21 protein-coding genes are annotated in these 21,974 nt (G+C 46.8%); 18 read left to right on the top strand and 3 right to left on the bottom strand.

The window, feature by feature from the left end:
- The first annotated feature begins 208 nt into the window (after positions 1-208).
- The 12 genes from NFS35_RS13360 to NFS35_RS13305 all read left to right on the top strand — a co-directional run bounded on the left by NFS35_RS13360 (position 209) and on the right by NFS35_RS13305 (position 15,466).
- Positions 209-1,285: a Gfo/Idh/MocA family protein gene (locus NFS35_RS13360; protein WP_251207621.1), complete on the top strand. Its 1,077-nt coding sequence runs from the start codon at positions 209-211 to the stop codon at positions 1,283-1,285.
- A gap of 37 nt (positions 1,286-1,322) precedes the next feature.
- The gene (locus NFS35_RS13355) at positions 1,323-2,102 is read left to right on the top strand and encodes a sugar phosphate isomerase/epimerase family protein (protein ID WP_251207620.1); all 780 of its coding nucleotides are present in this window, start codon (positions 1,323-1,325) and stop codon (positions 2,100-2,102) included.
- A gap of 128 nt (positions 2,103-2,230) precedes the next feature.
- A complete protein-coding gene (locus NFS35_RS13350; protein WP_251207619.1) occupies positions 2,231-3,259 on the top strand; it encodes a glycoside hydrolase family 172 protein in 1,029 nt (342 codons plus the stop codon).
- A gap of 166 nt (positions 3,260-3,425) precedes the next feature.
- Positions 3,426-4,979, top strand: coding sequence for a response regulator transcription factor (locus NFS35_RS13345; protein ID WP_251207618.1), 1,554 nt, complete (start codon positions 3,426-3,428; stop codon positions 4,977-4,979).
- Positions 4,979-6,721 carry a sensor histidine kinase gene (locus tag NFS35_RS13340; RefSeq protein ID WP_251207617.1) on the top strand — a complete coding sequence of 581 codons (1,743 nt, stop codon included), beginning with the start codon at positions 4,979-4,981 and terminating at the stop codon, positions 6,719-6,721. The genes NFS35_RS13345 and NFS35_RS13340 overlap by 1 nt, the downstream gene beginning before the upstream one ends.
- A gap of 166 nt (positions 6,722-6,887) precedes the next feature.
- Complete coding sequence (locus tag NFS35_RS13335) at positions 6,888-8,579, top strand: extracellular solute-binding protein (RefSeq protein WP_251207616.1); 1,692 nt, start codon at positions 6,888-6,890, stop codon at positions 8,577-8,579.
- A gap of 16 nt (positions 8,580-8,595) precedes the next feature.
- Positions 8,596-9,486 carry an ABC transporter permease gene (locus NFS35_RS13330; protein ID WP_021914018.1) on the top strand — a complete coding sequence of 297 codons (891 nt, stop codon included), beginning with the start codon at positions 8,596-8,598 and terminating at the stop codon, positions 9,484-9,486.
- Between the two features lie 10 nt (positions 9,487-9,496).
- Entirely contained in the window at positions 9,497-10,378 is an 882-nt protein-coding gene (locus NFS35_RS13325; protein WP_251207615.1) for a carbohydrate ABC transporter permease, read from the top strand.
- Between the two features lie 29 nt (positions 10,379-10,407).
- Complete coding sequence (locus NFS35_RS13320) at positions 10,408-12,171, top strand: glycoside hydrolase family 13 protein (protein ID WP_251207614.1); 1,764 nt, start codon at positions 10,408-10,410, stop codon at positions 12,169-12,171.
- A gap of 250 nt (positions 12,172-12,421) precedes the next feature.
- The gene (locus tag NFS35_RS13315; protein WP_275564687.1) at positions 12,422-13,585 is read left to right on the top strand and encodes an alpha-amylase family glycosyl hydrolase; all 1,164 of its coding nucleotides are present in this window, start codon (positions 12,422-12,424) and stop codon (positions 13,583-13,585) included.
- Positions 13,586-13,589: 4 nt separating this feature from the next.
- The gene (malQ, locus tag NFS35_RS13310; protein ID WP_251207612.1) at positions 13,590-15,071 is read left to right on the top strand and encodes a 4-alpha-glucanotransferase; all 1,482 of its coding nucleotides are present in this window, start codon (positions 13,590-13,592) and stop codon (positions 15,069-15,071) included.
- Positions 15,072-15,253: 182 nt separating this feature from the next.
- On the top strand, positions 15,254-15,466 hold the full coding sequence (locus NFS35_RS13305) for a hypothetical protein (RefSeq protein WP_251207611.1): 213 nt from the start codon (positions 15,254-15,256) through the stop codon (positions 15,464-15,466).
- A 258-nt stretch (positions 15,467-15,724) separates the two neighbouring features.
- Here NFS35_RS13305 and NFS35_RS13300 read toward each other — a convergent pair whose 3' ends face one another.
- Complete coding sequence (locus tag NFS35_RS13300; RefSeq protein ID WP_251207610.1) at positions 15,725-16,222, bottom strand: GNAT family N-acetyltransferase; 498 nt, start codon at positions 16,220-16,222, stop codon at positions 15,725-15,727.
- 34 nt (positions 16,223-16,256) lie between these two features.
- Entirely contained in the window at positions 16,257-16,943 is a 687-nt protein-coding gene (locus NFS35_RS13295) for a transposase (RefSeq protein ID WP_251207609.1), read from the bottom strand.
- Between the two features lie 35 nt (positions 16,944-16,978).
- Between NFS35_RS13295 and NFS35_RS13290 the strand changes: the two genes are divergently transcribed.
- From NFS35_RS13290 to NFS35_RS13285, 3 genes are read left to right on the top strand one after another with little or no spacing between them, the layout of a single operon-like run.
- The gene (locus NFS35_RS13290; protein WP_251207608.1) at positions 16,979-17,659 is read left to right on the top strand and encodes a recombinase family protein; all 681 of its coding nucleotides are present in this window, start codon (positions 16,979-16,981) and stop codon (positions 17,657-17,659) included.
- Entirely contained in the window at positions 17,656-17,784 is a 129-nt protein-coding gene (locus NFS35_RS29010) for a hypothetical protein (protein ID WP_275564686.1), read from the top strand. The genes NFS35_RS13290 and NFS35_RS29010 overlap by 4 nt, the downstream gene beginning before the upstream one ends.
- The gene (locus tag NFS35_RS13285) at positions 17,759-17,992 is read left to right on the top strand and encodes a DUF5348 domain-containing protein (RefSeq protein WP_251207607.1); all 234 of its coding nucleotides are present in this window, start codon (positions 17,759-17,761) and stop codon (positions 17,990-17,992) included. The genes NFS35_RS29010 and NFS35_RS13285 overlap by 26 nt, the downstream gene beginning before the upstream one ends.
- Positions 17,993-18,207: 215 nt before the next feature.
- On the opposite strand, the gene NFS35_RS13280 is transcribed toward NFS35_RS13285, so the two are convergent.
- Positions 18,208-18,897, bottom strand: coding sequence for a helix-turn-helix domain-containing protein (locus NFS35_RS13280; RefSeq protein WP_251207606.1), 690 nt, complete (start codon positions 18,895-18,897; stop codon positions 18,208-18,210).
- A 126-nt stretch (positions 18,898-19,023) separates the two neighbouring features.
- Here NFS35_RS13280 and NFS35_RS13275 point away from each other — a divergent pair, with 126 nt between their 5' ends.
- The 3 genes from NFS35_RS13275 to NFS35_RS29905 all read left to right on the top strand — a co-directional run bounded on the left by NFS35_RS13275 (position 19,024) and on the right by NFS35_RS29905 (position 21,725).
- On the top strand, positions 19,024-19,224 hold the full coding sequence (locus NFS35_RS13275; RefSeq protein WP_251207605.1) for a DUF6462 family protein: 201 nt from the start codon (positions 19,024-19,026) through the stop codon (positions 19,222-19,224).
- A 12-nt stretch (positions 19,225-19,236) separates the two neighbouring features.
- Positions 19,237-19,533: a hypothetical protein gene (locus tag NFS35_RS13270; protein ID WP_251207604.1), complete on the top strand. Its 297-nt coding sequence runs from the start codon at positions 19,237-19,239 to the stop codon at positions 19,531-19,533.
- A 962-nt stretch (positions 19,534-20,495) separates the two neighbouring features.
- On the top strand, positions 20,496-21,725 hold the full coding sequence (locus NFS35_RS29905) for a VapE domain-containing protein (protein ID WP_456298436.1): 1,230 nt from the start codon (positions 20,496-20,498) through the stop codon (positions 21,723-21,725).
- The last annotated feature ends 249 nt before the right edge of the window (positions 21,726-21,974 follow it).

The raw sequence follows: 21,974 nt of genomic DNA, 5'->3' as shown, positions 1-21,974 counted from the left end.
AATGGTATTCTTTTGTTTTTGGACAATACATTATAGAAGTGTTTTTGTTAAAAATGATAAAGTCTTAATGGTTAATAAAAATGTTAGACCGATATCGGTCTAATATTTTAAAAATACATTAATCTTTGAAGAGAGGGGGAGTATGTACTGGGCATGAAAATGTGTAAAAGTAAAGTGAAAAGAACCAGAAGTTGAAAGGAGAAAAATTATGAGAGTACTAAATGTCGGTGTTGTAGGCTGCGGCGGTATTGCGAACAATAAACATCTGCCTGCAATGAAAAGAGTTGGAAATTTTAACATTGTGGCCTTCTGCGATCTGATAGAAGAACGCGCTGTGAAGGCAAAGGAAGATTTCGGAACATCAGATGCCCGTATCTATATGGACTATCAGGAATTGGTTAAAGAAGATTTGGACGCCGTTTATGTGCTGACGCCGAACAGTTCCCATGCGCCCATCGCAATCGCAGCTATGAAGGCAGGCAAGCATGTTATGTGTGAAAAGCCCATGGCAAAAACTTTTGCGGAAGCTCAGGAAATGGTTGAGACAGCAAAAGAGACAGGTAGGATTCTGACCATAGGATACCAGAACCGTTACAGAGGGGATTCCCAGTATTTGAAAAAAGCATGTGTAAATGGTGATCTGGGCGAGGTCTACTATGCCAAGGCGCATGCAATCCGCAGAAGAGCGGTTCCTACATGGGGGGTATTTTTAGATGCGGAAAAGCAGGGAGGTGGTCCGCTTATTGATATCGGTACTCATGCGCTTGATCTGACATTGTGGATGATGGACAACTATGAACCGGCATCCGTAACCGGTTCCGTATTTCGCAAGTTGGCAGACCAGAAGGATACCGGAAACGCGTGGGGCGACTGGAATCCGGAAGTTTTTACGGTGGAGGATTCCGCGTTTGGTTTTATCAAGATGAAAAACGGTGCAACCATACATCTGGAAGCGGCATGGGCGCTTAACAGTCTGGACGTAGACGAGGCGAAGACTACTCTGTGTGGAACGAAGGCAGGGGCTGATATGAAGGACGGACTGCGCATCAACCGCGTACAGTATGGCAGGCAATGCGTGGAGAGGCCGGCTCTGGCTGCGGCAGGTGTTGCGTTTTATGATGGAAATACCGGAAGGCCTGAGGACGAGGAGCAAAAAGTATTTTATGCGGCAATTGTGGATGGAAAACAGTTAATCGTATTGCCAGAGCAGGCCATGGTTGTGACACAGATTTTGGAAGCAATTTATGAATCGGCAAAGACAGGAAAAACAATCTATTTTGATTAGTATCAGATTGTTCGGCTCTGTTGAAAGGAGGATTATAATGACACTTGGAATTATTTCATGGATTAAGGAAGAGGATTTTATTAAAGCAAAAGAAAAAGGACTTTCTTTTGTGGAACTGGATGTAAATGACCGTGCGGAGGAATTTCTGTCCCATGTGGATGAGGTCAAGGGGTACAGCGAAAAGTATTGTCTGCCTGTTCGCGCAATCGGCCGTTGGGGAAGTGACAGAATATGCAAAGAAGGTATTTGTGAGGAGGAGATTTTGCTGGAATACAGGCTCATTGATGCTGCGGAGAAGCTGGGCTGTACCATTTATATTACGGGTTGTAATTATGTGGATGCGCTCTCCTACTATGAGAACTGCGGTTTGGCAATTGCATATTTTAAAAAGCTGATTGACTATGGGAAACAAAAAGGGGTTCGGATTGCTGTTTATAATTGCAGATGGAATAACTTTGTCTGTGATTCTATGGCGTATAAGGTAATTCATGGATATTTAAAGGATTTGTACATTAAGTATGATACTTCTCATTGCATTTATGCAGGGGGTGACTATCTGCAGGAGGTAAAGGACTGGGGGGATCGTTTTATTCATGTTCATATCAAAGGTGCTCTTACAATTAACGGAAAGCGTTTTGATGATCCGCCGGCAGGAATGGATATGACAAATTGGGGTGCATTTTTGTCTATTTTATATGCGAAGGGCTATCAGGAAGGCTTAAGCATTGAACCGCACTCTGACAATTGGAAGGGCGAGCTGGGAGATAAAGGCGTGGATTATACCATTGATTTTATTCAAAAACTCATACTGATCTAAAATAATCTAATACACATGATTTAGGTGTAAAAGGGTAAAATAAAAGACTCCTTTTATGTCAGGAATAGAGATAGTCGGAAGCAACCGGAACAGGCGCTATAAGAAAAAATGAGTGGAGGAGGACAGACATGGAAAGCATTCATCTAATCCAGGACATCAAAACCTTTGCATTTTCCGCCGAAAATCCCACAGGGACAAGAGGAGGCGGCTCCCGGGGCGGGGACTGTACCAAGCTCCGCCCCTGCATCGATATCCACCCAGGCGAGACCGTCACCCTGGTGGACACCGATGGGCCGGGAATGATTCAGAATATCTGGTTTACAGGATATGTAGGCCACAGCTTCATCCTGCGAATCTACTGGGAGGGGGATGAAACCCCGTCTGTGGAAGCGCCCATATCGGCTTTCTTTGGCTGCGCCTACGATGAGAACTTTGAAGACCGGGAGGGCAGATACCCCATCTTGAATTCCGCCAAGATTCTGGTGGCCCCCGGGAGAGGCCTGAACTGCTACTGGAAGATGCCTTTCCGAAAGCACTGCCGGATTACCATGGAAAACCGTAGCAAGGAGGACAAGACCCTCTTCTATATGATAACGGGATGCTACATGGACTTGACCGAAAATATCGGCTATTTCCACGCGTCCTACCGTCAGGAGCACCCCGTGCAAAAGGGCCGCTCCTACGCAGTCATAGACAATATCAAAGGAAAGGGTCAGTTCATGGGCCTGACCCTGGCAGCGGGCATGAATGGCAACAATACCTGCTGGGTAGAGGGGGAGGCCCGGATGTACATCGACGGCGACAGATACCCGTCCATCCACTATACCGGCACGGAGGACTACTTTGGGGGCGCCTACGGCTTCGGCAACGACATCTATCTGAAGAGATACCACACTTACAGCGGCCTCTACGCCGGAATGTTCGCCATTCTGGGGGACAATTCTGCCTTTTACAACGGCCAGCAGCGATTCCTGCTGTACCGTTTCCATGTGCCGGATCCTATCCACTTCGAGACTGGATTCCGGATGACTTTGGACAATCTAGGCTGGACCGGCCCCAGGTATGACGACTATACATCCGTGGCGTTTTGGTATCAGACGCTGCCTCATGAACCGCTAAAGCCCTTGCCACAGGATGCGGATATGGTGATGAAGTAAAAACTTTCGCCCGGCAGCCAGAGACGACGGGAAAGCACAGTGGCCAGGGACAGCAAAAGCCCCTGGCCGCCGGTTCTGGAGTTTGGAGGAAATGATAAAAAAGAGAAATAGAAAAGGAAGGGAAATATAGACCCAAGACCGCTCAATACAAAAAATAGAGGATAAAATGCTTACGATACTCATTGTAGACGATGAAAAAGAGGAACTGGAAGGAATATCGTTTTTAATAGATAAACTGGGATTTAAACTATACAAGGTCTTTGCAGATAACGGCAATCAGGCTCTGGAATACCTGCAAAATCATAAAGTCGACATACTGTTCACCGATATCCGCATGCCTAGGATGGACGGCCTCGAGCTGATAAAACTGGCCAAAAATGAAAATCCGAATCTGAAGATAATCATCTACAGCGGCTACGCGGATTTCGCATATGCCCAGTCCGCGATCAACCTGGAGGTGTCGGAATACATCTTAAAGCCCATCAAGGTAGAAGAATTCGAAAAATCGCTCAAACGCGTGATGGAGAGGGTGAAGCGCACGGAGCTTGAGCATGAATTATATTCCCAGACGGCGAGATACGCCCAGAACCATCTTCTGTATAAAGCGCTGAACCATTCCGACAGCCTCTCGGAAGCCGACACGAAATTGCTGGAAAATTTCGACATATGCTACACAAAGCTTTTCCTGCTGGAGTTCGACCAAAGCTTTTTTGACATCATCTCTTTCCGCTTTGAAGATTGGATTGCCGAAGCCATACCATATCCATTTGATTATCTCAATCTGAATGTGAGCCAATGCCTGCTCCTGTTCAAAGGGGGTGAACGGGACATGCGGAAATCCTTCTATGAGATAGCGATGGATCTATACGATAAAATCGAAGGCGACCTAGGATACACATGTTATATCGCGCTGAGCAGCGAGGGGAACAGGAACCGGAATCTATCAGAGAAATTTGCCCAGCTAGAAAGGTTGATGGAATACCGCTTTTTCGTATCCTATACCAGGATTTTTGAGGAGGAGAAGCTGTTAGAAGAAATCAATACCCCATCGCCGGGCGATGCCCTGCTATTGGATAAAATAAGAAAGGAAGTCAGCGCCAAGGATTTTAACAAAATATATATGTATGTGGATCTACTCTTCCAAAAGTACCAAAATAAGACCAACTATTCTCAGCTATATGTGAAATTCGTGTTCTCCACATTGTACCATGCCATCATCACGGAATTTGGGGAATGCTCCGAGGATGAGATTAGCTTGTACATAGACAAACTCTACCGCTGCTCGGACCTTCTCGACCTGAAAAGCATCCTGCAGAACACGTTGCAGGAATTTGAGAAAAGAGAGGAAAGCAGCGGCGATGCCGGGCATGACATCGACCTGGTGAAAAAGTATATCGAGAAGCACTATCAGGAGGAGCTGAACCTGTACAGCCTTGCGGAGAAGGTATACTTGTCCCCCAGCTATCTATGTGCGCGCTTTAAGAGGATCACTGGATTCGGCATCAATAAATATATCAAAAATGTTCGCATGGAAAGAGCGGAACAGCTTGTGGTGGATACGAACATGAAGATCATCGATATATGCGAACAAGTTGGCTATCACAATTTATCCTATTTTTGCCAAAGCTATAAAGAGCATTTCGGAAAGACACCTGAAAAATATCGGCAACACAATGTGAAGGAAGACAGGGGCGCTGGAAAAAACAAGGAGGAGATTTAGTGGAAAGGATCGGCAGCTTTTTCAATGACATGAGCTTCAAAAGCAAGATCCTCATGGCCTTTATCTTCATTGCACTGATACCACTCAGCGTGCTTGGCATATTCAGCTATAAAACAATCCGATCCATGCTTATTAATAAAGAGACCATGTATCTTGAAGCTACCTTTGCCCAGACATCTCAGATCCTGGACAGCACGATTGGCATTTATGATAATGCGATTCGATCCCTGTGCTTCAACAGGCAGCTCATCAATCTGAATCAGACGAACTATACCAGCGATTATGACAGATATGAGAGCCTGAATTTTATCGATGATCTGTTCGTCACGACCCAAAACCTGGTGCCGGAGGTAGAATACATTACATTATTTACGAATTCCAATATGGGGGTTCACGGGAATACGGTTCGCTCCATGGAGGAGATCAGGAGCTCGAAATGGTATGACTTCATATCTGACACGGCCACCAGCTGGCTTTATGATGGGAACCGTATCTACTGCGTGCACCCGATGCTGGATTCCGGCACGTCGGATCGGAACAGGAGTTATATCGTCATGCAGATTAAGGTGGAGACCCTGGAGGAAATATTAAGGATTGTAGATGCCCAGAACATTTCCGTGGTCATCCGGAGCCAACGAAGCGATATCATATGCAATAACGGCAATCCCCAGAACGCGAATGAAATGATAGACCAGATACCGTCACTGAATGAGCTATACATTGACAACAATAAGTTCGTTTCCGTAAAAGACTATGTGAAAGGAACCGAATGGATGGTGGTCATGAGCGCGTCCTATTATGATATCCTCATGTCCACCTATCTCTACTCCTCCATTGTGATTATCATTATATTATCCTGCTTTTTCGTGGTATTTGTGGTCAGCATCCGGTTTTCGAAAAAGATGCTGGTCCGGATCGATGAACTGAAAAGAAATATGGCGGAGGTGGAAGATGGCTCCTTTGTAGTCAATGTGAAGAGCAGCTCCAAAGACGAAATCGGGGAGCTGATACGGGGCTTCTCGGCCATGATCGTAAAAATAAACGAGCTGATCGAAAAGAACTACAAAGCCACCGTGGAGAAAAAAGACTATGAGCTGAAAGCCCTCCAGGCCCAGATCAACCCCCATTTCCTCTACAATTCCCTGTCGCTGATTAACTGGAGGGCCCTGAGGATTGACGCGCCGGAGATCAGTGAACTGGCGAGGCTTCTGTCCGATTTCTACAGGACCACATTGAACAGGGGCAATAGCATGACGATCGTGCGGCAGGAGATGCTGAACATAAAATCCTATCTTCAGATTCAGCAGATCATGCATAACGACAGCTTCCGGGTGGAATACCAGATTGAAGATATGATAGGGAACTGCCTTATCCCCAACCTGACGCTCCAGCCCCTGGTGGAGAACGCCATCGTCCATGGCCTTGAAAAAAGCGATGCGCCGGGTAGGCTGACCATCACGGCCGTGCGGAAGAATGACGACATCCATATCGTCATAAAGGATAATGGAGCCGGGATCCCCGCCCCGTCCCTGGAGAATATCCTGGAGACAGAGTCCCAGGGGGGCGGGTACGGATTAAAAAATGTCAACCAGAGAATCAAGCTTTTTTTCGGAGAGGAATACGGGATGTCCATTGAAAGCGTCCTGGAGCAGGGGACCGTGGTGACCGTAAGGATCCCGGCCCGATACGGAAATAATGACAGGAAAGGAGAGGAGCAGACCTCAGGAGCCAGGCCGTTTTAGGCAGGGCTCTTTACTTTTTATGCCCAAATAAATCTGGGGCAGGACGATAAAAATTTCGCGTGAAACGTAATTTATTAGTGTTTACTTAAGGATATGCTGTTGATAAAATAAATTCGATCGACAGTCGATAAACAGTTTTATTATGTTTGATGGAGGAGAAAAATTTATGAAAATCAAAAAAGTACTGGCAATGTGCCTGATAAGCGCAATGGTGCTGGGGTCCTTCGCAGGGTGCGGCAAGGACGAGGGCGAAAGCACAGTCAGCGTGAATCAGGAGGATCCTGCATGGAAGGAAGCCATGACCACGCCCTATGGGAAATATCCGGAAACAGTGAACTACACCCTGGGGAAGACGGTAACGAATTTTGACGTGCTGGATGGGACGAAATATGAGGGCGATGACGATGTAAACAATGCATGGACCAGATATCTGAAGGAGAAGCTGAACGTACAGAACACGAACCTGTTCGAGGCGAATGACGGGGATGACTATGAGCAGAAGGTGTCCATGGCCATCGTCAGCGGCGAGATACCGGATATCATGGGGGTGGGGGATTACGATACATTAAAGCAGTTGTATGAGAACGACCTGATTGCGGACCTGACAGAGGTCTATGAAAACTGCGCCAGCGACAAAATCAAGGAGATTTATGATTCCTATGACGGCGTGTGCCTGAAGACAGCCATGTTCGACGGAAAGCTGATGGGACTGCCTACCACGGAAATCTCCCACGGGCCCGGGATCCTGTGGCTGAGAAAAGACTGGATGGACAAATGCGGCCTGGAAGAGCCCAAGACAATGGAAGACATCCTCAATATCCTGGAGCAGTTTTTGGTACAGGATCCCGGCGGAAACGGGGAGGGCAAGACAGTGGGCCTTGTGATCGATCCCCAAATAGCGGGCAGTTCCGGCGGAAGCTATATGCCCAACAATATCTTCACCCTGTATGGGGCATTCCCGAAACAGTGGATTGATGACGGAAACGGCAACGCCATCTACGGCTCCGTGCAGCCTGAGATGAAGGATGCCCTCGAACAGCTGGCCAACATGTATCAGAAGGGATTGATTGACAAACAATTCGTCACCAGGACCGGCGATGACAGAAAGGGTCTTCTCAACAGCGGGAAGAGCGGCGCCTTTTTCGGTAACTGGTGGGGCGCATGGGAAGTGGCTGACAGCATGTCGTTAGATAAAGAGGCAAGATGGGAGCCTTACATCTGCCCTGTGGGTGCTGATGGGAAAGTGACCATGTTCACGGGCAATCCCAACAGCGGTTATGTGGTGGTGAGAAAGGGCTTCGAACATCCGGAGCTGATTGTGAAGCTGGCAAACATGCAGTTCGATTATTCCCGTTATGAGGAAAAGGATGACGAGGCCTATAAGGAGCTGGCAGATTACAGCGAGCTGAACGCGGGCGGAACCATACTTGCCATGAACATTGACTATTATGACGCATTCCCCAGGAGCAGCAAGAAGGTGGTGGATGCGCTGGAGAGCGGAGATACCAGCCCGTTGAACCGTCATGATATGGGTACATACGTGAACAGCAAAAAATACCTGGACAGCCTTGCCAATGGCGAAGAGTCTACATCACCTGAATGGGCTTCCTACAATTCCATGACAGCCGCGAGCCTTGTGGCCGAGACGGAAGTCAATAAAGTGACCCCTGTGTTCTTTGGGAGCACCAAGTCCATGCCATTGAAGTGGCCCACCCTGGACAAGATGGAGCAGGAAATGCTGTTAAAGATAATAACAGGCGAGAAGCCCGTGGACTACTTTGACGAATTCGTGACAGAGTGGAACAAGACAGGCGGTGAACAGATTACTGAGGAAGTGAACCAGGCTATCAAACAATAAGAAGGAGCGATCAGGCATGAAGCGCAAAAAAGACCAAATGGCTTTGCATCTTATGATGCTCCCGGGTATGATCTTACTGGCAATATTCTCGTTTACACCAATGTTTGGAATCATCATGGCATTCCAGAACTACATGCCTGCCAGGGGGATCGCGAAATCCCCCTGGGTAGGCATGGACAACTTTATATTCATGTTCCAGATGCCGGACAGCAAGCAGATCTTCATCAATACCATCACGATTGCGGTGGGAAAGATCATCCTGAGCACCTTCGTGACGATTGTTTTCGCGCTGCTGCTGAATGAAATCAAGAACAAATTCATGAAGAGAAGCATCCAGACCATCGTGTATCTGCCCAACTTCCTTTCCTGGGTCATTCTGGCGACGGTTGTGGTCAATATCTTTTCCTACGAGGGGCCGATTAATGCAGTTCTTGAAATGCTGGGGATCGAACCAATTCTGTTCATGGCCAGCAATAAATGGTTCCGCTCTGTCCTGATCGTGACGGATGTCTGGAAGGGCTTCGGATATGGGGCCATCATTTACCTGGCGGCCTTATCGGGAATCGACCCGGGATTGTATGAAGCGGCAGCCATCGATGGCGCCAACCGGTTCAAGCGGGTATGGCATATCACTTTGCCCGGAATCCTGCCTACGATAATGCTGGTGACCATCATGAACCTTCCCAATGTGCTGAACGCCGGCTTTGACCAGATATTCAACCTGTACAACCCTCTGGTCATGGAGACGGCGGACATCATCGATACCTGGGTGTACCGGGTAGGCCTGGTGGAAAGGCAGTACAGCCTTGGTACCGCAGTGGGGCTGTTGCGCTCGATCGTGGGAATCATTTTGATGCTGTCAGCCAACAAAATCGCGCAAAAAGTGACAGATTACAGGATCTTTTAGGAGGGGCGGAATGATTGAAAAGAGAGCCTTTGGTGGCATTGTCGCCGATATCATCATATGGATCATAGTGGGAGCGCTGGCACTGTCCTGCCTGATGCCCCTGATGAACATAGTCGCCATATCCCTGAGCGACAATGCCGCAGTGTCAGCCAACCTGGTGAATATATTCCCGATTGGCTTCAATATAAGTTCCTATCAGGAAATCATGGGAGATAAGCAGTTCTGGCGTTCCTTTGGCATCTCCGTCTTAAGGGTGGTCCTGGGATTGTCTGTCAATATAACGCTGCTTGTGCTGACAGCCTATCCGCTGTCCAAGAGCCCCAAGTTCTTTGCCAGACAGAAGGTATACATGTCTTTGGTCCTGTTCGCCATGCTGTTTTCCGGCGGCCTGATCCCCACCTTCATGGTGGTGAATTCACTGAAGCTGACCAATACGATCTGGGCGCTGATACTGCCGGGAGCCGTGCCGCTGGGGAATGTGATCCTGCTGATGAACGCTTTCCGGGGAGTGCCAAAGTCATTGGAGGAGGCCGCTATGATCGACGGGGGATCCCAGTGGGTGATCCTGCTGAAGGTGTTCCTGCCGGTGGTGAAGCCCACCCTGGCAGCAGTCACGCTCTTTACCATAGTGGGGCACTGGAACGACTATTTCTCGGCTTTGGTCTACATTACCGATACGGCGAACTATCCCTTGCAGACATATATTCAGCAGCTGAACGTGGATATTACGGAGGTGACCGATCCTGACAAACTGGAGCAGCTTGCGCGGATTTCCAGTAGGACGCTGAACTCGGCAAAGATTGTGGTATCTACCATTCCGCTTCTGATGATTTATCCCTTTATGCAGAAATATTTCGTGTCAGGCATTGTGGTGGGATCTGTCAAAGAGTAGAGAAAAACAGGAGGTGTTTTAATAAAAGAATGGATTTTACAGGCGTATATCATAAAGCATCGGAACAGATGTGTTATCCCTTAAATGAGGATGAACTGATTGTGAATCTAAAAACAGGATATGATGTGAAACGTGTCTTTATCTATTATGGCGATCCCTTTGAAGCGGGAATCCTGGGCGGAAAAGAGCAGTGGGCAGGAAAAAAAGAAGAGATTTGTTTCAAGAAGCATCTGAGGCATCATCTGTGGTGGACTACCACATTGACACCCAGGTTCAAGCGGTGCAAGTATTATTTTGAGCTTCATACGGAGGAGGAGACATGGTATTATTTCGAGAACGGATTCCTTAGCGAAGAGCAGATTGGAATGGAGGGCAGGATGCTGCAATGCTTCGTCATGCCCTGGATGAACCCTGCCGATGTGAACAGTACGCCTGACTGGGTAAACGATACGGTATGGTACCAGGTCTTCCCGGACCGGTTCTGCAACGGGACACCTGAGAAAAACGGCGCGGATATCGAAAAATGGCGCACGGGGCCTGTCTCCAACGCAGAGAGGTTCGGCGGAAACCTGGAAGGGATCCGAAAGAAGCTTCCCTATTTACATGACCTGGGGATATCGGGTATTTACCTGAACCCTATTATGGAAGCGGAGTCCACCCACAAATACGATACAAGGGATTACACGAAGATCGACCCGCAGTTTGGCACCAATGAGGAGTTCGCCCGGCTGGTAAAGGAAGCCCATGCCCATGGAATCCGCATCATGGTGGATGCCGTCTTCAACCACTGCGGCAGGAGCTTTGGCCCATGGGCGGACGTGGTGGAGAAAAAGAGCGGATCCCCCTATGCCGACTGGTTCATGATACAGGACTGGGATGCCTTTGAGAGGCATGGGGATACCAGGGACGGGAGATTCTATTCCTTTGCCTTTACGGACAGGATGCCGAAGCTGAATACCAACAATCCGGAAGTAATCCGATATTTCTGCCAGGTCTGTAAGAGATGGATCAGGGAATTTGACATCGACGGCATCCGGTTCGACGTGGGAAATGAGGTGTCCCACCGTTTCCTGAAGGAGCTCAGGAGACAATTGAAGAGCGTGAAGCCGGATCTCTATCTGCTGGGCGAAATCTGGCATGATGCCAGTCAGTGGCTGGGGGGAGATGAATACGATTCGGTGATGAACTATCCGCTGACCAGCGGGATCCAGGATTTCTTCCTGGATCAGGCAGCAGAGAAGGATGAATTTGAGTATATGGTGAACCGCTGCTATACCATGTACATGCAGCAGAATAATAATGTGATTTTCAACTTGTTGGATTCCCACGATACGGAAAGGCTTATGAACCGATGCCAGGATTTGGATATCTTTTACCAACAACTTGCAATTTTGTTCACCATGCCGGGCAGTCCTTGTATTTATTATGGGACGGAAATTGCCTTAGAGGGCGCCCATGATCCGGACTGCCGCAGATGCATGCCCTGGGACGAGATTGATTCTGCCGAAAATCAGAAAAAAATCGAATTAATGAAATCGCTAATCCGTATGCGTATACAGGAAGATGCCTGCAGAAGCCTGTACTTTGACTTTCCGCATAAGTATTCCCAGAAGCGATGTGTGGAATACAGAAAGCTGAATCTGGATGGAAAATGGATAGAAGTGTTGCTGAACTGTGGCAGCGAGCCGATTGAGATACAGGGCCAGGGGGAAATCCTTTTTGCCAGAAGATGCGAAGGGAACAGTCTGGATGTGCGGGGGACGTTGATCAGGCGGCTGCCATCTACGGTGTGATGAAGACAGTGCTTTTCATCCCCATCATCATCGGCTTGCCGGTGGCGATGGGGATGTTGTGTTCCAGTCCTCTCCAGACCGGGGCGACGTAGGACTGTCGTTTGGTGGATGTTGCCACGTTGGCTGGGATGGTGTTGAGCCGGACACTAGTGCGCTCTGTCCCCCATCAGATACCGCAGATAGCAGATGGCCGCGTTCGTCCAGAGCATATTGGCTACAATGCAGCCATAACCGTCTTGCTCACTATTGACTGGAAAGAGCCGTCGCAGGTCTCAGAGACGGACTACAGCGGAAAGGCATCCTTGGCTCACCCTATGCCATTGCCGATTACAGGAAAGTGAATCCGGAACTGGGTACAATGGATGACTTTAAGCATCTGGTGGAGGAAATCCATACAAGGGGAATGAGGGTGATGCTGGATATTGTGTACAATCACACATCACCGGATTCGTGGCTTGTCAAAAACCATCCCGAATACTTTTACAAGACACCGGGAGGAGAGATGGGAAACCGGGTGGGAGACTGGGGAGATATTGTTGACCTGGATTATGGAAATAAGGAATTATGGGACTACCAGATTGAAACGCTGAAAATGTGGGCCGGAATCGTAGACGGCTTCCGCTGTGATGTGGCACCGCTTGTTCCCCTTGCGTTCTGGCTGAAGGCCCGGGAAGAAGTGGCAAGGGTCAATCCGGAATGTATCTGGCTCAGCGAATCTGTAGAACCGGAATTTATTGTGGACCTGCGGGCAAAGGGAATGACGAACCTGTCCGATTCTGAAATTTTTCAGGCTTTCGATATGTGTTATGATTACGATATTTTTAAATATTTCAGGCAGTACCTGAATGGGGAAGGTACCCTTGGCAGATATGTGGAAGCAGTCAATATGCAGGAATACATTTACCCTGCCAATTATGTAAAGATGAGATACCTGGAAAATCATGATCAGGACAGGGCCAGAGAAATCATCCCGAAGGAATCGGCGCTCCGCAACTGGACGGCGTTTCTTTATTTTCAGAAAGGGGCTACGCTTCTTTACGCCGGGCGGGAGAACCAAAATGAAACCAGGCCGGATCTGTTCAACAAGGATGTTATAAATTTGGATGGAAGCCGTGACATTTCAGATATGTTGAGGCAGCTCTATCAGATAAAAAAGCTTCCGGTTGTTGCGAAGAGCAGTTACCGTTTATCGGCTGATGAAGGTTTGGGCGCAGCCATCGGCGAGCATAAGGAGATACAGGGAAAGGGCAGGCTTTTGGGAATATTCAGCTTTGAAGGGAAAAGCGGACAGATAGAGGCAGAGATACAGGACGGAACTTACACAAATATGGCGGATGGAAAGGAGATTCGGATAGAAGACGGAAAAATTGATTTGAATATGTGCCCTGTCATCATAAAAGAAAACGGAGAATGAGCCTATGAAAAGAGCATGTGGAATTTTATTGCCGGTTTTCAGCCTTCCTTCGGAATATGGGATTGGGACATTTTCCAGGGAGGCGTACAAGTTTGTGGATTTCCTGAAAGCGGCAGGGCAGAGTTACTGGCAGGTGCTGCCTCTGGGCGCAACAGGCTATGGGAATTCCCCATACCAGTCTTTTTCGGCATTCGCCGGGAATCCGTATTTTATTGATCTGGAACAGTTGGTCTTAGAGGGATATCTTACGAGGGAAGAATGCTGCCAATATGATTTCGGCATGGATAGAACCGCTGTAGATTATGAAAAGATATATTCGTCCAGATTTAAAGTGCTTAGGGCGGCTTTTGAAAAAAGCCAGATAGAAGAACAGGATGCATTTTGGAAGTTTGTCCGGAAAAACAGGGACTGGCTGGAAGATTATGCCCTTTATATGGCGGTAAAGGATTCGAGGGGCGGAGAAAAATGGTCTGACTGGCCGGAAGGCTTAAAGTGCAGAAAATGTGAGACATTGGAAGGGTATAGACAAAAGCTGAAAGAAGATATACTTTTCCACAAATTCCAGCAATATTTATTTCATGTCCAGTGGAAGAAATTAAAGAAATATGCCAATGACAAAGGAGTCTGTATTATAGGGGATATTCCCATTTATGTGGCATACGACAGTGCGGATACATGGGCGAACCAGGAACTGTTTCAACTGGATGGGAATGGACAGCCGATAAATGTGGCGGGATGTCCGCCGGATGCGTTCTGTGAAACGGGACAGCTTTGGGGAAATCCGCTTTATCGTTGGGAATATCATAAAGAAACCGGATATGAGTGGTGGATAAAAAGACTTGCATATTGCTATGAATTGTATGACATAGTGAGGATCGACCATTTCAGGGGTTTTGATGAATATTACAGCATTCCATGCAAGGATACTACGGCGGCCAATGGCAGGTGGGAAAAAGGACCGGGGTATGATTTATTTAAGGCCGTGAAGGATCGATTGGGAGATAAAGAGGTGATTGCAGAGGATTTGGGTTTTTTAACACCATCAGTGATTGACCTGCTTAAAAAAACTGGGTATCCAGGTATGAAAATATTGCAGTTTGCATTTGACTCCAGGGAAGAAGGAAATTATTTTCCGCATAGTTATACTGCCAATTCTGTGGTATACACAGGAACCCATGATAATGATACATTCAGGGGATTTTACGGACAAATAAAACGTGGGGAACGTACCTTTTTGCGAAAATACCTGAACGTTAAGAAAAACAGTGATGTGGGATGGGAATTTATACGCGCCGCGTTGGCAAGTGTTTCAGATACAGCGGTTATTCCCATGCAGGACTATTTAGGGCTTGGTTCGGAAGCCAGAATCAACACACCCTCCACTCTGGGAAATAATTGGGTGTGGCGCATGGCAAGTGAGCAGATGGACGAAAGGCTTGCTGATAAAATTTACCAGTTATGCAGTCTCTATGAAAGAGCAGAATAATTATTTTTCTTGGTACTATTTCACTAAACTTATGACATGACAACCAAGAGGTATGGATACAGAATTTTCATAGGGCATGACACGAAAAACCAGCAGCACAGATGCCAGTCTGAACTGCTGGCTTTCTCTTTTCGGCATATTATGTCTGTTTGGTTTCCGCTTCTGGAAGAGGAGCGTTTTCCGTGAGGGCAGAGGAAGTGGCTACCAGGACGGACAGGCTCCTTTCACCACAGAGGGGGAGCAGCCTTAACAGTTCCTGGTATGTAGAGCCGGTTGTCATGGTGATTCTGGAAAATACAATCATCCGCAGAGATATCCAGTGTTCTGCAGATATGGTAGAAATTTTCGATACTGGGAGAACAGCGGCAGCGCTCCAGATCTTTCTGGAAAGATAGGGAATTGTCCAATAATTCTGCGCATTGCGCCTGGGTCAGATGCATTTTCTTCCTGGCTTTCTTAAAGTCTTCAAGGAAGACTTGGGCTGTTCCGGCTCTCCGCTGGTCGCCCGGACAATCGTTTCATAGGGTAAAAGGTTCGGTTCGGATGCCCCATGTGAAAGCACCTCCTGCCAATATTATAGTGCCATCTTTTAGAACATGCAATGAGACGGTTTTGGTTTTTTAAAATTTATAATTTAATTTTATAAATATCTGCTACTTCATTTTCAAAAGAAAAGCTCCGTTCATACACATGCCATTTTTTTGTATAACTTTTATTGATGCTGTATTTTCTTTTTCAACAGATATATGAAGTTCTTTCATTTCCGCTTCTTTAACCACTTGGAGAAGTTGATATAGCATTTCTGTTGCATATCCCTTTTTTCTTTCGGATGAGCGGACACTATACCCGCAATTCCCTAAATCTTTCAAAAATTCATTCAGCGTATGTCTTAAATCTATAATTCCAATTATCTTGTCATCACTATTTCTTAAAGCAAAAAAAGTATCCGTAACTACCCGATTTTCATTTACCGTTTTGGGATTCGTGTTTAGCGTTACAGAGGATAGCCATTCCTCGTAGTTTTCTGTCTTGTCAAAAAGCTCGCTTCCGTAGATAATTTCTTCTTCATGTTGAAAATGTTCCTTTCGGTAATCAAGTGCTTTTTCTTTTAGCTCTAAAGTTGGTCTTACCAAAACAATATCATTTTTCATGCTGAACCTCCTCGGCAATAATAGCCGCTTTATTTCACTTAGAATCCGGAAAGTCAAAATTCCCGACAAGGCCTTTGGAATGGATGTCCTTTGTGCGGAAGAGAAAGTATTGCCCCTTCTCCATGACATGGGCCATGTTATTATAGGAGCAGTAGCCGCGGTCGCCGATGAAGACATCCCTGGTATCCGGCGGTGTATCGAGTCGGTCAACCATATCGCAGAAGGCCTGGAATTCATCCTTGCGGTGGACAGGCTGGATAAGCGCGGCAGGATAGGTGTGCTCGTGCAGGTCATAGAGTGCATTCAGGTGCATGCTGTAGAAGCCTTTTGCGGAATGCCCTTCTGATACGAAGTAACCAGGGGAAGCAAAGGAAGGCCTGCTGAAAAAGGTGAAGGTTGAGCCATCGGCGGCAAGGAAACGGAAGTCTGCCCCTGTATCGGCCTGGAGGGCTGCGTTGAAAAGGTGGAAGACGGCTTCCAATGCTTCAGGCCAGAGCTTGGCGCGCTGCTGGTTAAAGGCAGAGGCGGACAGGGAGTCTGCCTGCAGGCCGAAGAAATCAAGCAGTTCTATCCTGGTGCTGGAAGAGCCGCAGGAAACCAGGAAGGAGATGAGCCTGTCAGCCCCCATTTTTCCGGAACGGGTGGGGACTGGCTGCATATTGTGAGATGTTGGATACGACATGGCTGACGGCGTCAGCAAAGGCAGCTTTGATGTTTTCATGTGACATAATAATGTGCCTCCTTGGAATTGGATTGATGTTTCTGTCTCCAATTGCAAGGGCCGCACATTTTGTCGTTTTTGTCAATCCGTCTGTCATGGCTGTAAAGAAATTTGGGTATGTGCGGGTATCCACACGGGAGCAGAATCCGGAGAGGCAGATACATATCCTGCGGGATGAGGAGGGCATTGATGAGCGTGACATCTATGTGGAGAAGGAGTCCGGGAGACAGTTTGAACGCCCAGTGTACCGCTCTCTGGTGGATAACATCCTGCGGGAAGGTGACCTGCTGGTGGTAACGGAGCTGAAGCGTTTTGGGAGGAACTATGGTGAAATTTACAAGGAATGGTTTCATATCACAAAGGAGATCGGCGCCGACATCAAAGTGACTTCCATGCCGATATTGGATACCACGCAGTCAAAGGAGCTGGTAGGGCAGCTCATTACGGATGTTGTGCTGGCGGTATTCGCTTATGTGGCGGACGAGGACTGGACGGAACGGCATGAACTGCAGCGCCAGGGCATCGAGGTGGCGAAGGCGGATGGAAAGCATCTGGGAAGGCCGCGTGTGGAGTACCCGGAGAACTGGGAGGACTGCTATGAGAGATGGAAAAGTGGCGTGATCTTGGCAAAGGAGGCCATGATGCTGATGGGACTCAAGAAGGACAGCTTTTACCGGCTGGCAAGGAAATATAAGGAGGAGCATTCCGTTTTATGAAAAAGCCAGAAAAATATAAAAAAATTTATTATTTTTCAAGGAAACAGGGGAAAAAACACTCCTTATTATATGAGAATAAATTTAGAGGAGGACTGTTTTATGAAGCAGGGTACATTATTTTATGACAGGGAAAGCGGCAGATACAATTTCTTTTATACTGACGGGGATGGGGACAGGCGTGATTACGGCGGTATCCATTGCGGGGAGGTCTTTGATTTCAGGCTGAATGGTGTCTGGGTTCCCGCCCGTGTGGAGATGGGTGATGACAGGAAGTGGTATCTGGTGGGGATGCCGGGGCTTGAGCTGGATGGACTGGAGGTAAAGGCGGAGTAGAAAGAAGCCGATATTATCTGTGAGATTATATTACCGGTATAATGACTGATAGGGTGCAAAGCCTTTGTTTATGCGGCTTTCGGACATTCTGAAAGATTCTTTACCCCAATAAATACCCCATTTTGTATATTTAAAGCCCCTTATGACTGCTGCCATGAGGGGCTTTCGTGGTGGCGCTCAATGCCTTGATTGGTATTGGGGCTTTTCATGTCCTGTTAAAATAAAGCCGGATGCTTGAATTTTGGGTTGGTCTGTTTCCAGTTGGATTCTGAATCATTAATGTCAATATCCGGCAACGCCTTATATCTTTTGTCTAACAGTCTGGAAAAGGCAACTGTAAGCCGATAGCGATTTGCCAAAGCGTTTGAATCATGCAATTTGTGTTCGGCCCTATATTCATTGTATCGTTTTTCAAGTTTTTCTTTTTCTTCTAGGGTTTCAGCATTTTTATAATCGGATTCAACTTTTTTCTCTATCCTGTCCAGTTCCATTCCTTTTTCATAGTGATAGTCCACCATATAAAGCAGATTTATCATTGCCAGGAAATAATTATCTTTCAGCAAGTCATTAAGGATTGACAGCTTCAGGAAAGAATCTTTCATGTTGAGTATAATATCAATTACATCTGGTTCTAACCCGGTAGCTTCTTTTACGTCTGCTACAATACGCCGCTTTTCATCATATTCGCAGAGCAGATAACCCATATCACAATCTAATTTCTTTGCAATTTCAAGCAAGACTGATAATGATACCAATGATTTCTCCCGTACACATTTATGAAATGCCTGTTTTGAGTAGGGAATGCCCTCAAAGAAGTCATCTTGTGATCCCCATTCTTTGATAGCATCTTTGATTCTTGCGTTGATTTTTTCAACATCAATGTCCTCTACATTGTGGTAAACCATATTTTACTAAAATCTCCTTTCACGCAAAAATGTGATATAAAACAGTGAATAGATTTTTACTTTTAACTATTATATCATGGATATAGACGGAGCGCAACGTTAAAACATAAAGAAAGGTGAATCGCTATGAATGAGTTGAAAAACAGGAACTTTAACGGGGAACTGCTTACATATCAGCAGGCGGCAGAAAAAAGCAATATGGGAATTAACACAGTCATGAAGCTGGCGAAAGAATCCGGCGCACTGGTAAAAATCGGAAAGATAGCAAGGGTAGATTGGAATAGATTTTACAATTATATCCTTTCGGTTTATCAGGTGAGTGAATAAAGGAGACAGGCCATGGTTGAGAAATTTTTAATTGAAGGTAAACAGAACGCCACTGCTTCACAGACACTGGCTGATTTGATAGGATGCGGAAGCGTTCGAGAGTTGCAGGAGATTATAGCAGAAGAGCGGGCATCTGGTAGGGTGATTCTTTCTACCTGCCAAAATGGCGGTGGCTATTATCTGCCTGGGAATGTCGGTGAGGTAAAGGAATTTATCAGAACTTTGGAGAACCGTGGAAAGAACACATTGCTGGCATTAGAATCAGCGAGAAAATATCTGGAGCAGTCAGATGGTTCAGATGATGAATGAATATTGCTTCAAAACAATAATGACAGAACGGGGGCGAAACAGTGACCTATGATGAAATACTGAATCATTTTCAAGTGAAAAAGCGGCAGCAGGACAAGGCGCAGTGCCAGTGTCCGGCGCATGATGATAGGCAGGCTTCCCTTACTGTCACAAATGGGCGTGATTCCGTCCTTATACACTGTCATGCAGGATGCGACATTGATAATGTGCTATCGGCAGCAGGATTGAAAAAGTCAGATTTATTCTATCAGGAAAAGCGGACTGGCAGCAATTGGCAAGCCTATATTGAGAGCCGGGAGAAAAAGCGGATTGAAGCGGTTTATAACTACGTTTCCAGTAACGGCGGCTATCTTTTTACCAAAGTGCGGATGCAAGGAAAGAAAATGATATATGGCACGTTGGCAAATGAGCGGTTCACTTACGGATTGGGAGGGCGCACACGGAAAGAGTTATGCGCTGTCTATGCGCCTGACGGCGTACAAGCCATAAATAAGGCAGTTTCAGAGGGCAAGCCTATATTTATCCCGGAGGGCGAAAAAGACGCTGATACACTGTCAAAACAAGGCTATACGGCGTTTTCCTATGGGGGCGTAAATGATTGGTCGGCAGATATGGCGCAGCTTTGCAAAGGGGCGGTTGTCTATGTACTGGCCGACAATGACGAACCGGGGCGGCGAGTGGCGAATATTATTCAGAGCGACCTGCAGGGCATAGCGAAAAGTGCAAAGGTAATTGTTCCAGTGCCGGACATTCCCAAAGCCGATATATCAGATTATTTTGCAGCCGGACACAGCAAGAAAGAGCTTGAGAGTCTTTTGCAGCAGGACGGAGCCGTTACAGAGAGTGCAGGAGATAATGAAACTGTTACAGATAGAGAACTTTCTTACAATGAAAAAGGGAAAATAATACAGTCAATCGGTAATTGTGTAAAGGCGATTCACCATGATGAATGCCTGAAAGAAATGTTCCGTTACAATGAAATGACGGATAAGGTGGAAGTGTCCGGGGCTTGGTGGCGGCAATCCTCTGTAAATCTATCTGATAATGATGTGAATAATATCCGGTTGTATTTGGAAACTACCTATGGATTGACGCATGAAAAGAATATCCCACGGGCAATTGATATTATCGCGCACCAGCGGTCGTACCACCCGATAAAGGAATATCTCGCAAGTCTGAAATGGAGCGGGGGAAAGCACATTGAAAACCTGCTGCCGAAGTACCTTGGAGCGGAGAAATCAGATTACACGACAGAAGCAACAAAGATTACTATGCTTGGGGCTATTGAGAGGGTACACAATCCCGGCGCAAAGTTTGAAAGCATGCTGTGCTTGGTGGAGGATAGGCAGGGTGGCGGCAAGTCCACAATGGCAAGGTTCATAGCGACAAGGGATGAATGGTTTACGGATGATGTGAAGAACCTGGATGATGAAAACATTTACCGCAAGCTACAGGGGCATTGGATTGTTGAGTTTTCAGAAATGCTTGCCACTGCCAACACAAAGACAGTTGAAGCGATAAAAGCATTTTTGAGTAGGCAGAAAGATACATACAAAGTCCCCTATGACAAATATCCCCATGATTTTCCCCGGCAATGCATATTCATTGGAACGACAAACAATCTTGACTTTCTCCCAAATGACAAGACTGGGAATCGGCGTTTTATTCCGGTGCGTGTCAATAGTGAACTAGCGGAGGTTCACCCATTGGAAGATGAAGCGGAAACGAGGGCTTATATAGACCAGGCATGGGCAGAAGCTATGGAGATTTATCGCAGTGGAGATTATAAACTGACATTTCCTAAAGAGTTGCAGGGGCTATTATCAGAAGTGCAGCAGGAGTTTACGCCAGAAGACCCGAAAGCCGGGATTATTCAGGAATGGCTTGATAATTGCCAATATGATTCTGTATGTTCGAGGATGCTTTACAAAGAAGCGCTGGGGAAAGAGTTTCAGGAGCCGAAGGAGTGGGAATTGCGGGAAATCAATGGCATCATGAATAAATCGGTTACCGGATGGAGGAGGCATCCGACAAGCGATAGCAAAGTGAGGTTTGAAGTGTATGGAAAACAGAGGGCATGGGACAGGGTTGATGAACATGGTTTCCGGCAGCGTGTCCCCGAAAGTGAAGTCCCCGAAGATTTCGCGCAGTTGGATATGGCAGACATGAAAGGTGAACTACCCTTTGATTAGTGTCCGGGGACAGTATCAGGGGACATGTTGGGGGACAGCGGAAAACCGCATAAAATCAGCACTTCTCCCTATTTGTCCCCTGTCCCCATAAATAGTAAAGGAAAAAAGAAAAGAAAGGGTAAGAGGGGGAAAGGGAGATATAGGTATTAAAAATAATAAGGTATAGAAAAATTCTGGGGACAGTGGGGGACAAGGGGACAGCCCCTTGAAATGAGATTGAAAGCCCTCTTTATCAGGAGGACAGAAAGG

The sequence above is a fragment of the Acetatifactor aquisgranensis genome, from assembly GCF_943193215.1.
GTDB classification, from domain to species: Bacteria; Bacillota; Clostridia; order Lachnospirales; family Lachnospiraceae; genus Acetatifactor; species Acetatifactor aquisgranensis.
This window is presented reverse-complemented; position numbering and strand designations above follow the sequence as displayed.